Genomic DNA, 12,599 nt, shown 5'->3' with positions numbered 1-12,599 from the left:
CTAGCCCCAGAGGTAGCCGTAGCGGTACAGGTAGCTGCCGACCGAGTAGAGATACTGGAGCAGCAGTCCCCTGTTCAGCCAGTAGCGGGTCTGTCTGCGGTTGTAGCTGCCGCTCTCGAAGATGCGTGCCACACGGTTGTTGTGCTGGTCCACCTTGGTGTCGCAGCGCCCGTGCCGTGGGCACTTCTCCCCCCACTCATGGGCGTTGCCGATCCGTTTGGCCGCCGCCGCGCCGAAGAAGTACGTGAGGCTGGCCTGCCAGATGAAGTGGCGGATGGCGTTGCGCCGGCCGTGGTTGCCCTTGATGTTCAAGGACAGGATGCCGGACAGGTAGATCACGAACATGCAGTTGGAGTAGCCCAGGCTCATACAGGCCTTGGCCTCGTGGCACTCCTTGTTGCACCGCCCGTCGAGGTCGTAGTTGTTGACGGGGTCACCGCTGCCGTACTCGTAGGCGTTGGCGCTGCCGCCGTGGACCGGGTCCAGGGACAGGAAGCGGCCGGTGGTGGGGTCGTAGACCCGTGCTCCCATCAGCGTGAGCCCGGTGAGGGTCTCGTCGGAGCGCTGCTTGCCGCCCAGCCACGCGTATCGCGTGGCCGGCTGGTCCGCCCGGGGGTTGCCGTACTCGTCGGCGTCCAGGACGGTCGGTGCGACGGAGGTGTCGGTGGGCAGCTGCAGGGTGATGTCCCCGTGCAGGTTGGCCAGTTGGAGGACCACACCGCCGGTCTTGGTGGTGGTGGCGGCGAGGTCGCCGTCGGCGCCGTCGATGTTGCGGGTGACGGTGCCGGCGGTGTCCTCGGTGATCCAGCGGGGGTTGTCGTCGTCCGAGCCGTAGTGGTTGACCTTGGATCCGGTCTGGGTCCAGGTGCCCGAGGAGTTGCTCTCGGTGGTCCAGGCCCGCAGACGCAGGGTGGAGTCCAGGGTCCAGCTCTGGCGCCGGCTGTCGGCGGTCTGCTGCTGGATCAGGTCGTTGGCGTAGTAGGCCAGCGTGGCGCCGGGCCGCGCGGTGGTGCGGCCGAACGCGTCATAGACGTAGCCGGAGTTGACCAGCCGGTCGGCGGTGTCGTAGGCGTAGGTCGTGGTGGTGGCGCCGGTCGTGGTGCAGTCGGCGCCCACCGCCGCGGTGGCCGTCGCCAGGGACTTGCGGTTGCTGTTCTTGTCGTAGGTGTAGGTGCGGGAGGTGCAGTAGGCGTCGGTGCCGGTGTCCTGGACCTGGGTGAGGCGGCCCGCCGCGTCGTAGGCGTAGGTCTGGGACGCGGTGACGCCGGGTGTCCCGGTGTGCGTGGCGCGCTGTCCGTGCGCGGTGAGGGTGACGCTGTCGGAGACCAGGACGGTGCCGTCCGACGTACGGGTGTAGACCCGGGCGGTCGCCGCTCCCGTGGTGTCGGCGGTCTGGGTCATGGTGTAACCGCCGGGCAGGGTCTGGCTGGTGACGGCGCCGTCGGCGTCGTAGCGGGCCGTGAACGTCCCGGCCACGGAATCGGTGACCGACGTGGCCAGGCCGCGCGGGTCGATCGTGGTGTCGTAGGTGTAGGTGGTCGTGGACGGGACGCTGTCGGTCACCGTCAGCGGCCGGTCCAGCGCGTCGTACGACGTGGTGGTGGTGCCGCCGTCGGCGTCGGTGTAGGAGATCTGCCGGCCGAGCGCGTCGTAGGCCTGGGTGATGGTGCCGCCGGCCGACGAGGTCACCTTGAGCGGCAGTCCGGTGGCGGGGTCGTACGACGTCGTGCCCGCCGGGACCGCGGCGCCGAGTCCTCCGGTGGTGGTGAAGGTGGTCGCGCGGCCCGCCGCGTCGAAGCCCGAACTGGTGGTGCGGGTGACTCCGTTGGCCGTCTCGGTCACCTTCGTGGGCTGGCCGTACTGGCCGTACTCGAAGGTCTTCGTGGGCAGGCCGGTCGGGTTGCTGCCGCCGCCGCTGATCGCGGCCGCGGGCGCGGTCTGGCAGACCAGGTCGGCCCATTCGGGCCGGTTCCCGCAGGTCCCCGAGCCGTCGGCCGTGTAGTAGGTGGTCCTGGTGGTGCCGGCGTCGCTCCCGCCGGAGGCGGGCTGGGAGGTGGCCGCGACCCGGCTCTGGCTGTCGTACGAGGTCGCGGAGGTGAGGCCGAGGCCGCCCGGGTCCTGGGTGGTGCCGGTGGGCTGGCCCTTGGTCCAGTCGATGGTGTGGGTGGTGACCCGGGGGTCGGCCAGCAGGGTGGGCCAGAAGCGCGGCTGTGCGCCCTCGGTGACCTTGGTGACCTGGTCCTCGATGGTCGCCGTGCCGTCGGTGGGGCGGCCGGTGTCGTACTCCTGGACGGTGTGCGTGCGGGCCGCGAGCTGACTGCCCGCGCCGGCGAGCGTGGTGCTGCCGCTCGTCAGCTTCGCCTCCAGGGTCACCTGGTGCAGCGGGCCGTAGGTGTCGGTCTCACGGACGCCGTCGGCGCTGTAGACCGAGACGGTGGACAGCAGTTGGGCGCGCTCCGCCGACGACAGGGCGTTGATGCCCAGGTTCGTCAGCTGGGTGCGCTGGGCCGCGGTGGTGCCGAGCGCCAGCTCGCGGTTGGCGGCGCTCAGGGTGCGGGTGGTGTTGCCGAACCCGTCGTACTCGGTGACGTCGATGTGGTGACCGGGCGCGGCCCGGTCCACCTCGCGGCCGGAGGCGTCCAGATAGTGGATGGCCGCGCGCTGGTACCCGGTGGAGCCGAGGGCCGGTCCGTCGTGGCCCGAGGGGACCTGGTCGGCCGGGAAGACGGCGGTGCCGTCGGTGGGTACGTCGCTCTGCCCCCAGGACGCGGTGGCCGTCGCGCCGAGGTCCTCCGGCGCGGAGCCGCCGCTGAGCGGGACGCCGTAGACGATGTTCGTCTCTGCGGTGCCGTTGGTCTGGGTGGCGCTGCCCGGGGTGAGGGAGGGACGGGACGCCTTCAGCAGCATCCCGGCGCCGGCCGACGGGTTGGAGCCCGCCTGACCGTAGGCGAAGGTCCAGGGCAGCAGTCCGGGCGGCGTCTCGGTGGTGACACGCCCCGCGGAGTCATAGCCGTACGTCGTCTTCAGCGCCGGGGAGATCCGTGGGTCCCAGGACTCGGTGAGCCGGCCGGAGCCGTCGTAGCGGTAGGCGGCCACGGCCGTGGCGGTCGCGGCGGCGGCTCCGGGCGCGGTGGCCCACAGCCGGATCGCCGACACCTGGTCCTTCACGTCACCGGGCGTCGAGGCGGTCGCGGTGGTGGTGGTCGCGTAGACGAACTCCAGGACGCGGCAGCCCTTGACCGAGGGGTCGGCCTGGCAGGTGGCGGCCGGGACCGCGGAGGTGGCCGCGATGAGGTACTTGGGCCGCGCGGTCTGCACACCGCCCACGGTGACCGGCTCGGAGACGGTCGTGGTGGTGGAGTCCGCGACACCGTCGGTGTACGAGGTCTTCGCCTGCCAGGTACTGCTGGTCGACGTGGTCCGGGCGAAGGTGGTGACCTCGCCGAGGCTGCTCTCGATGGTGAAGGTGCCGGTGAAGGAACCGGTGAGCGTGTAGTCCTCCGAGCCGGGTTCGGGCACCCAGCCCTTGCCGTCCCCGGTCGCGGTGAAGCGGATCTCGGAGTTGTCGGCGGCCGTGACGACGCTCAGCGACGTGGCCGAGGTCTTGCGCAGATAGGAGAAGGGCGTGTCCACCTGGTCGGACGCCGCGCCGTACGCCCATTCCTCACCGAAGACGGGTGCCTGGTCGTCGTGGCCGCCGGCCTGCGGGGACCGGGACGAGGCCGTACGGTCCACCGTGAGGCCGTAGAAGGAGGCGTCGGTGGCCGACAGGCTGTAGTCGCCGGTGAGCAGGTTCAGCGAGCCGGGCCCCACGTCCGTGGTGGCCGCGCCGTCGGCACCGCGGTCGACCACGACACTGATCGCGTCGGACGAGGCCGAGGCGCCGGAGCCGGTGAAGTCGGCACGCAGCTGGATGTCGCCGTCGGGATTGACGGTCGAGGTGGCGTTCCAGGTGAGCTTGGCGCTCTTGCCGGCGGTGAGCGGGGCCGGCCAGGACGACAGGGGCTGACCGCCCGCGGTCACGTCCGCCGCGGGCACCGGGGTCCACGCGTCGGCGTCGCCGCGCCGCCAGTCGAAGGAGACACCGGTGTACTTGCCGCTGTCCGCCTCGGCCGTCAGCGGCACACGGGCCGCGGTGCGGGTGCCGTCCCGGGGGCTGGTGACGCCGCCCGGTCCGACGTGAAAGGTGTACACGACCGGGTCGGACTTGTTCTCGGCCTTGTCGGTGCTGCGCACGGACAGGATGTTGGTGCCCGCGGTGTCGGGCTTCACGGTGATCTTCACCGGAGTCGTGGAACCGCCGGTGGGCACGGTGGTCCAGGTGACGCCGTCGAGCGACCACTCGACGCCGTTCTGGTCGCCGGCGGGCGGGGTGACGGAGAAGACGCCCGGCTGGCCGACGCCCTTGACCCACTGGTCGGCCGGGTAGTCGGTGGAGGTCACCGAGGAGGGCGCGGAGGGGGCGGAGGTGTCCACGGTGAAGGTCTCGTAGGCCGACCACGCGGTGTTGTAGTGCGTGCCGTCATAGGGGTTGGTGCGGAACTTGTACGTCTTCCCGTTCTGCAGGACCCCGGCCGGTACCGTCACCGACGCCGGCTGCCCGCTGGGCACGTACGGCGACACCAGGTAGGTGCCGACCTGGGCGCCGGTGGCCGCGTCGTCGATCTCGAAGGTGCCGTCGACGGTGTCGTTGTTGACGTCGGTGAAGGTGTCCCGCAGCGTCGGGGTGGTGGTGTTGACGTACCAGACGCCGTCGCTCCCCTTGAAGAAGGGCGGGCCGGCCTGCCGGTCGGTGCCAGTCTTGGGCCGGTAGTTGTAGGTCACCGTCAGCTTGGGCGGGTTGGCGGCGGCGTTGGCGGAGTTGACCCGCTTCCACTGCGACACCACCGACTCGTCGGCGGCCTGCAGACCCATGTTGCCGCGGGTGGCCTTCGCCGAGGCCCACTCCTGCACCAGCGTGGTCACGTCCGCGTTGATCCAGCCGTCCGGCTGGGCCGAACATCCGGCGTTGCCGGTCGTCTCGGTGGAGGTGGCCTTCTTCGCGATCCACGACGGCTGGGCGGTCCAGCGCGAGGAGGTGGAGGCGGCGCCGGTGGACCACACGTCCCACGGGTAGGGCTTGCAGTCGGTGTTGCCCGAGTGGAAGTTCCACAGGCTGAGCTTGGCGCTGGAGACCAGCGAGTCCTGGATCGGGGTGGTGTTCCAGGAGATGAAGGACCGCGCGGTGCGCGGGGTGCCGTCGGCGTTCTTGGTGCCCGGGTTGCCCAGGTCCAGCTCGGTGTCGGTGGACCAGTCGACGGTCTCGCCCTGCTGGACGTAGGTGTCGAAGACGTTGGACAGGGAGGAGGTGGAGGGGTCGACGGTGACCGGGTAGGCGGTTTCCGGATCGGTGAGGAAGCGGGCGTCCGGGGTGACCACCAGGTCGACCGAGGAACCCTTCTGTACGACCTTCAAGCCGACCTTGGCCTTGTGGGTGTGCTCACCGGAGCGCTTGTCGACGGTGGCGTCCCACATGGTTGGCGCGGGCATGACAGCCCGTTTTCTGTGCTTGCCGTCGGTGAACAGCACGCTGCCGTCGGGCAGTTGCCTCGCCTTCAGACCCTTGGCCTTCAGCGGCAGGGTGTACGAGTAACTCTCCGCGCCGGGGCGCTCCTTGATCTGGACGTACTGCTCGAAACCGGTGCGGGTGGCCTCCACGACCACGTCCGCGCCGGGAACCGCGTCGACGTACCGCGCACGCGTCCCGTCGAGCTCCGGCCTGGGGAGACCGCCTTTCCACTGGAGGGCGATCTGCTGGGCGCCCTCCCCCAGCGTCACCAGGTTCATGGCCCGGGCCGCGCGAGCGGCCTTCCACGACTTCGCCGGCGCCCCGGACCCGCCGGCCAGCTCCAGCGCCTCGGGGTGGGCCTTGGGCTCGACCGTGCCGTCCGGCTTCCGGACCAGCTTCAGATCGACGTCGCGCCACTTCCCGGTGGCCTCGTCCCTGAAGCGGGTGGGGCCCGCGGTGAGTTCGGTCGTGAGCGAACCGTCCTTGTTCGCCCACGTCGTGGAGGTCTCCGTGCGTGCGGACAGCGCCTCCACGCGCCTGCCCGAGAGCCGCGCCGCGATCCGCGCGGACGGGATGTCCGCGGCTTGCGCCGCCGCGGGCTTCTTGGGCGCGCCGGACGCCTCGGGCGTCTTGGACGGGACGGCGGCCGAGACCGCGGCCGAGGCGTACGCGCCGTCCAGCATCGTCAGGCTCAGGGCCAGAGACAGAACTCCGGCCGCCCAACGACTGCCCCTCGCCATCCCAGGAAGCGGTCTACGCCTTCGGGACGAACTGGCATGAAACGTCATGATCTCCCCCGTTTCAGGTTGTTAAGTTGTGTCCCCCGTGTGTGGCCGCTGTGAAGGTATCCCGACCCAAAAGAAGATGATTGCCCTTAAAGGGACGGCAAAGAGGATCTTTCCATCGACCCGCGAGGGAAGCCTTTACTTTTCCTTGACACGCCTGGGGTGGTGAACGGGCGGGCGGGTGGGGGGAGTTGGGGGGTGGAGGGTGTCGCGTTGGGGGGATACGGGACCGCGGACGACTGCTCACAAGGGCGACCGGGTGAGATCGCACCCCGCCGTCCGACGGGGGAACAGAGGACCCGCTCCCGGCGAAGGCCCCGTCCGCCCGGTCTCCGTCTCCCTCCACGAAGGCACCATCGCCGCCCTCAAGGCGCGTACCGGCAAGCGTGGCATGTCCGCCTACGTCGAAGCCCTGATCCAGCGCCAACTCGAGCGCGACCGGCTGCGCGAACTCATCGAGGACGCCGAAGCCGAACACGGCCCCGCCGGCCAGGCCGCGGTCGAGGCCAAGCGGGCCATCCCGCGCGGTGACGCAGGCGGCTCGGCGAACGCCGCGTGAGCGACACCCTCGTCCTCGACTGTGAGGGCCAGTCCAAGCTCGTACGACGCACGTCCGAACTCACCGAATGACCGGCCGCGGCCGAAGCCGAGGACATTCGGGTCATCACCAGCTCCGTCACCCTCGCCGAAGCCCGCGACCCCAAGACGAACCAGGCCCGCTTCGACTACGCCGTCTCCCGCGTCAACATCATCCCGCCCACCGAAGCCATTGCCCGCCACGCCGGCAGACTCCTCGCCACAGCAGGACTCCACGGCGACAAGTACGCCCTCGACGCGATCGTCGCCGCCACCGCGCTCGTCTCACCCGCCCCCTCGACCATCCTGACCGCGGACCCCGCGGACCTGAAGATCCTGTGCGGCCCCACGGTCCGGATCTTCAAGATCTGAGGAGAAGTGTCGCTGCACAGCGGCGCGCGAAGAGTGGATCGCGCACCTCTCGTCCGGGGGCCTGCCGGCGTCATCACCGCGGTCCGCCATCCGCCCGAACCCCGTCATCGCGGACCCATTTGTCCGCCACACTCAGATCAGGCCAGACCCGCCGGTACGTCCAGGGCCGATCGCACCTGTCGAAGGACGCGCCGCCGCATCCGCATCCGCTGAACCAGAAAGCCCGGCTCGGACACTGTCCGAGCCGGGCTTTGGATGAGCCGCCTTCGGGATTCGAACCCGAGACCTACGCATTACGAGACCGTGAGGGTTCGTGTTGCCGGGTACTGCGTAATGCCGCCGAGTGATGTCGTGCCTGATCAGAGCACTGGCGGCAGGTTGCCCTCTGCTACTTCATGCCGCCCCGTCCAAAGGCGTCCGGCCACCGAGCGGCCACCGGATCGGGTACTCCCGAAGCAGCGGGTCTCGAATCGTCGAGTTGTCCGACTCGGACAAAGCCCCCCATCCACTGGACATCAAGGCCACCGCCACTGACCACTCCAGCCGTAGTTCCTGATCTTGATGTGAGGGATGCGGTTCGCCTCCGGTAGTGACTGGTGCGTGATCGTGTCTGGTGGGCGGCCGCGCCAGTCGGACCAGGCAAGTGAGTGGGCCGTGTCGCGGGCGGGCCGGACGACGAGCGCGATGAACAGGCGGCAGATCTCGTTGCAGGACAAACGGGATCACGTCGTCCGGCGTGGGCCGGTGTGCGTGTTCGTCGGCGCGGACGACGGCGAGGAAGGCGTGGGCGACATCACGAGGGTGACCCGGCGGGCCCAGCGGGACAGCGGCGGACCTGGTGCTCATCCAGCCCGCCCGGCCCTGGTGACAACTGATGCCGCCAGATGCCGTTGTGCCTGATCAAACCACATGCGTCGTACCGGACGCCGGTACCTCGTACGGCAACGTCCAAAGGCGTCCGGTCACCCCATGGCCACCCGGAAGGTGCCCGCCGCCCCTGGAAGTCACCCAACGCCGGCTGTTGGGTCCGAACACCTACGGGCCCAGCTCACGCCCTGCGTCACGGCGTCCGCTCGTGCGGACCGGTTCCCCCCTGTGGTGCGCGCACGCCAGGGAAGTCCACCCGTGGGACGGCTCTGTCCGCCGTATCATGACGGCACACGGGAAGGAGCACCGTCCATGAGTGTCGACGCGATCACGCACACCGAGTTCCCCGCGGGATACGTGGTGTTCTTCGGCGCCGACGGAAAGATCATCATGACCCCGCAGAGCGAAGAGCACTCCAGCACGATCAGGTCGATGCAGATCGACTCTCTCGCCCTCGGCCGTCACGCGAAGGTCACCTCGGACGTCTACATCGACTTCCCCGCCGACGAGAACTCTGCCCCCGACCTGGCCATCCTGCGCGAGGACGCGCGCAAGGAGGGCAAGCGCTACAGCTTCGAGGACGTCCTGTTGATCTCGGAGGTCGTCTCCACGTCCTCGGCACGCAAGGATTACGACGACTGCACCGCGAAGTACGGCCGGTACGGCATCCCCGTCTACCTCGTCGTGGATCCCTACGCCCGGGAAGTCGTCCTGCACACGGAGCCCACCTCCAGCGGCTACAGCACCGCCCACACCCGCGCATACGGCACAGGCAAGCTCCCCATCCCCCTGGCCGACGGCCGCACCTTCACCCTCGACCTCGACGAACTCCCCCTGCCGGACCCGGAGCCCGACACTCACTGAGTCTGAGAAAGCGCGCCCCGAAGCCGGAAGAGGCCCGGCAGCCGGTCGGCGAGGGCACGATCATCGAAACCGCGACTGAAGAGCTCCACGCATTGGGGTGCCCGGGGTTTGGTGATCACTCCCGGGGTTTCCCCGTCCTTTCGGCTCCATTCTGGCCCCAGGAAGGCCCGGCGGCGGGCTGGGCCGGGCCCCGTCGGGCGGGACTCCAGTTCTGGACCCGGCGACAAAAGGGCGTCCAGCGCACCGACCTTGCGGCGCGAAGAGGCTCTTCTCACATCCCCCGCACCGTTCATCCTGTGCGGGGCAAGCTCGGCACCATCACCGACGTGGTCCGCTCCGTCGTCGCCCCCGCCGCCCTCATTGCCGACCAGGCCGAGATCGCGATCGTCGAGGTCCCGAACCCGGCCGGCCTCGACGAGGTCGACGAGATCCCCCGGTCGAGCAGATCGAGGCCGCCGCCCGCGGGTACGAGCGCGCCGCCGACCAGGCCCGCCGCACTGACCGTGGCGAGCGCGCCGCGAAGAAGCTCCTCGACAAGCTGCCCGCCGGCGCCTACGGCACATGGCGCGTCTTCCGCACCCCGTCCTCGCGGTAGGCCCGGACCTCGCCGAGATCACCCGCATCTTCAAGGCCCACGGCCTCGGCCCGTCTCGATGAAGGCCTGCGCCCCGAGCCTCAAGGTCGAGCTCGCCGAGGCCGCATCGGTCGGCGTCGATAGCGCGGTCCTCGTCGCGGCCTAGCAGTCGCGCCGCCCGCGAGGTGATCCTCGACGGCATGGGCCCGGACATCACCGCCCTGTTCCGGGAAGCGTCCCGGCTCCGCCTGGACGTCCACCTGGGCAGCGGCAAAGGCACTCCCAAAGTCGTCACCTACGCCGACAGCCCGGCCGCGTACCAGGTCCCGGCTGGCTGGGACCTGGCGGACGCCACCGACCGGCTGCCCGCCGCGCATGCGGCGGCCCGCCCCCACGTTGTCCGCGTACTGCGCGCCATCGACGTAGAGAAGGAGAACAACGGCGGGCGTATCGACAAGGCCCTCGACGTGGCAGCCGGGATGATCCTGGAGACCGGGGACCCCGACCAGGTGTGGGACACGCTCACCCGTGTCCTCTGCGAGACCGGGTCCGAGCGGGCGGAGGTGTCGGCATGACGACCGCCGTCAACGCCGACGCCGCCCGCATCATCGGGCAACTCCAGGAAGGGCACGCCGCGATGAACGCGGCCGGGCTCGGCAGCCCCGCACTGGACCACTTCAACAACCTGCTCACCGAAATGATCGCCGAGGCTCCCGACCCGAAGTTCCGTCTCCACGAGATCGTCGAGCTCCTCGCCGGAGAACGCGGCATGACTGCCAAGTCTGCCTGAGCGGCACCCCGTAGATGGCCCCGGGCTCAGCGACTCCACCGCTGGCCCAGGGCCTGGGACTCGACCATTCACCAGCAAGGAGTCAGACCTTGTGCAGGCCAGTACCCACCTAACCCAGGACCTACGCATTACGATACATAGACCATAAATGTCCGATTAGCCCGGATTTCAAGGTCAACGAAACAAAGAAACCCCAGGTCAGAGGCCCGACCTGGGGTTCACCATAGAGCCGCCTTCGGGATTCGAACCCGAGACCTACGCATTACGAGTGCGTTGCTCTGGCCATCTGAGCTAAGGCGGCGCGCCGTCCGCACCATGGTGCGATCAGCAACGTCGGTAAGTCTACACAGTTTCCAGGGGTGCTCGGACCACACCCCGGAGCCAGGGCTTCCGGGGTGCGAGGCGGGCCCGTAAGGGGCTGTGAGCAGGGGTTATGTGCAGCGCTTCCCCTTCGTGGGCGGTGTCCCGCGCAGCAGGAACGTGTCGATCGCCGAGTCGATGCAGTCGCTGCCGCGACCGTAGGCGGTGTGGCCGTCGCCCTCGTAGGTGAGGAGGCGGCCGGAGGCGAGCTGGTGGGAGAGGGACTGCGCCCAGTGGTACGGCGTCGCCGGGTCCCTGGTGGTGCCGACCACCACGATGGGAGCCGCGCCCTTCGCCTCGATGCGATGGGGTGCGCCGGTCGGCCTCACCGGCCAGTACGCGCAGTTCAGGGACGCCCAGGCCAGGCCCTCGCCGAAGACCGGGGACGCCTTCTCGAAGGACGGGAGCGCCTTCTCGACCTGCTCGGTGGAGGAGAAGCCCGACGGCAGGTCCAGGCAGTTGACGGCCGCGTTGGCGAACATCAGGTTCGAGTAGCGGCCGTCGGCGTCACGCTCGTAGTAGCTGTCCGACAGGACCAGCAGACCCGCGCCGTCGCGCTCCTTCATCGCCGAGGTCAGCGCCTCGCGCAACTGCGCCCACGAGCCCTCGTCGTACATCGCCGCGATCACACCCGTGGTGGCGAGGGCCTCGCCGAGCTTGCGGCCGTCGGGGTCACCGGTGGCGATGGGGTGCGCGTCCAGCTTCTTGAAGAACGCGCTGAGGTTCGCCCCGACCCGGGCGGGAGCCGTGCCCTTGCGGCCGAGCGGGCAGTCCGGCTGCTGCACACAGTCCTTCGCGAAGGACTGGAACGCCGTCTCGAAGCCCGCCGTCTGGTCCAGGTTCATCCGCCGGGCGTCCAGCGACGGGTCCATCGCCCCGTCCAGGACCAGCCGCCCGACCCGGTCCGGGAAGAGCCCGGCGTACGTCGCCCCGAGGAAGGTCCCGTACGACGCCCCCACATACGTCAGCTTCCGGTCCCCCAGCACCGCCCGCAGGATGTCCATGTCCCGGGCCGCCTCGACCGTGGAGACATGCCGCAGAAGCTTCGCCGAGTGCGCCCCGCAGCCCTCCGCGAACTTCTTGTACGCGTCGACGAGTTCGTCGGTCTCCCGCTGGTCGTCGGGGGTCGTGTCCGTCTGTGTGTACGTGTCCATCTGACGGCCGCCGAGGCACTCGACCGGCTCACTGCGGGCGACCCCGCGCGGGTCGACCGCGACCATGTCGTACCGCGCCCTGACCTCCGCCGGGTAGCCGATGCCGGCGTACTGCTCCAGGTAACCGACCGCCGAGCCGCCCGGCCCGCCCGGGTTCACCAGCAGCGACCCCAGCGGCTTGCCCTTGCCGGTGGCCTTCTTGCGGGCGACGGCGAGCCGTACGTCCCCGTCGCCCGGGTGGGCGTAGTCGAGCGGCGCCTTCATCGTGGCGCACTGGAAGCCGGGGACGCCGCAGGAGCGCCAGCTCAGCCTCTGCGCGTAGTACGGCGCCAAGGTGGACGGCGTCGACTGCGGCAGCGCGGCCAGCGCCGCGTCGGCCGGACCGCCGCCGGAACTGGCCGAGCCGGAGGCGGAACACGCCGAGAGCAGGAGGGCGGCGGTGACGAGGAGGGCGCCGACGGTTCGGGGCCGACGGGGGCGGGATTGAGGGTGGGGCTGGGGGCCGAGGTGAGGGCGGGGGGTGCGCCTGATGTGCATCTGGCGAGCGTAACTCTGCGCAGCGACTCGGACGCCCTGCGTGTACATCGTGGCTCGTACGAGTTACCTGGTCAACCTCCGTTGATCGGCGCAAGCAACCTCCGTTGATCGGCGCAAGCCCCGCCGCAGTGTTCTGCGCTCTCGGCCGCCGCTCCTCTACGCCACTCCCCCC

General features: G+C 69.9%; 7 protein-coding genes, 1 tRNA gene and 1 pseudogene. 5 read left to right on the top strand and 4 right to left on the bottom strand.

Annotated features, from left to right (window positions below; translation table 11 throughout):
• Positions 1-6,288, bottom strand: a complete 6,288-nt coding sequence (locus tag ABZT17_RS36290) for a DNRLRE domain-containing protein (protein WP_356355526.1) — start codon at positions 6,286-6,288, stop codon at positions 1-3.
• A 304-nt stretch (positions 6,289-6,592) separates the two neighbouring features.
• Here ABZT17_RS36290 and ABZT17_RS36285 point away from each other — a divergent pair, with 304 nt between their 5' ends.
• The gene (locus ABZT17_RS36285) at positions 6,593-6,892 is read left to right on the top strand and encodes a hypothetical protein (RefSeq protein ID WP_356355524.1); all 300 of its coding nucleotides are present in this window, start codon (positions 6,593-6,595) and stop codon (positions 6,890-6,892) included.
• 95 nt (positions 6,893-6,987) lie between these two features.
• Positions 6,988-7,281 carry a PIN domain-containing protein gene (locus ABZT17_RS36280; protein WP_356355552.1) on the top strand — a complete coding sequence of 98 codons (294 nt, stop codon included), beginning with the start codon at positions 6,988-6,990 and terminating at the stop codon, positions 7,279-7,281.
• A 571-nt stretch (positions 7,282-7,852) separates the two neighbouring features.
• Here ABZT17_RS36280 and ABZT17_RS36275 read toward each other — a convergent pair.
• A pseudogene (locus ABZT17_RS36275) lies at positions 7,853-8,131 on the bottom strand (IS701 family transposase); the annotation flags it as partial.
• 329 nt (positions 8,132-8,460) lie between these two features.
• Here ABZT17_RS36275 and ABZT17_RS36270 point away from each other — a divergent pair.
• The 3 genes from ABZT17_RS36270 to ABZT17_RS36260 all read left to right on the top strand — a co-directional run bounded on the left by ABZT17_RS36270 (position 8,461) and on the right by ABZT17_RS36260 (position 10,376).
• Entirely contained in the window at positions 8,461-9,012 is a 552-nt protein-coding gene (locus ABZT17_RS36270; protein WP_330348718.1) for a Uma2 family endonuclease, read from the top strand.
• Positions 9,013-9,786: 774 nt separating this feature from the next.
• Positions 9,787-10,161 (top strand): hypothetical protein, encoded by a 375-nt coding sequence (locus ABZT17_RS36265; protein WP_356355521.1) that lies wholly within the window; start codon positions 9,787-9,789, stop codon positions 10,159-10,161.
• The gene (locus ABZT17_RS36260; protein ID WP_356355519.1) at positions 10,158-10,376 is read left to right on the top strand and encodes a hypothetical protein; all 219 of its coding nucleotides are present in this window, start codon (positions 10,158-10,160) and stop codon (positions 10,374-10,376) included. Before ABZT17_RS36265 ends, ABZT17_RS36260 begins: the two co-directional genes overlap by 4 nt.
• 227 nt (positions 10,377-10,603) lie before the next feature.
• On the opposite strand, the gene ABZT17_RS36255 is transcribed toward ABZT17_RS36260, so the two are convergent.
• Together ABZT17_RS36255 and ABZT17_RS36250 are read right to left on the bottom strand one after the other, a co-directional pair.
• Positions 10,604-10,677 (bottom strand) — tRNA-Thr (locus tag ABZT17_RS36255).
• A 130-nt stretch (positions 10,678-10,807) separates the two neighbouring features.
• Positions 10,808-12,427, bottom strand: coding sequence for an alpha/beta hydrolase (locus tag ABZT17_RS36250; protein WP_356355517.1), 1,620 nt, complete (start codon positions 12,425-12,427; stop codon positions 10,808-10,810).
• Between the last annotated feature and the right edge of the window lie 172 nt (positions 12,428-12,599).

The organism is Streptomyces sp. NPDC005648 (assembly GCF_040605395.1).
Taxonomy (GTDB): Bacteria; Actinomycetota; Actinomycetes; order Streptomycetales; family Streptomycetaceae; genus Streptomyces.
Note: the sequence above shows the minus strand (reverse complement) of the source record. Positions and strands in the feature narration are given on the sequence as shown.

Bases quoted from the DNA above. Each gene is read 5' to 3' on its own strand.
- ABZT17_RS36270 (WP_330348718.1), top strand. From the start codon at position 8,461: ATGAGTGTCGACGCGATCACGCACACCGAGTTCCCCGCGGGATACGTG.
- ABZT17_RS36260 (WP_356355519.1), top strand. From the start codon at position 10,158: ATGACGACCGCCGTCAACGCCGACGCCGCCCGCATCATCGGGCAACTC.
- ABZT17_RS36265 (WP_356355521.1), top strand. From the start codon at position 9,787: ATGGGCCCGGACATCACCGCCCTGTTCCGGGAAGCGTCCCGGCTCCGC.
- ABZT17_RS36290 (WP_356355526.1), bottom strand. From the start codon at position 6,288: ATGGCGAGGGGCAGTCGTTGGGCGGCCGGAGTTCTGTCTCTGGCCCTG.
- ABZT17_RS36250 (WP_356355517.1), bottom strand. From the start codon at position 12,427: ATGCACATCAGGCGCACCCCCCGCCCTCACCTCGGCCCCCAGCCCCAC.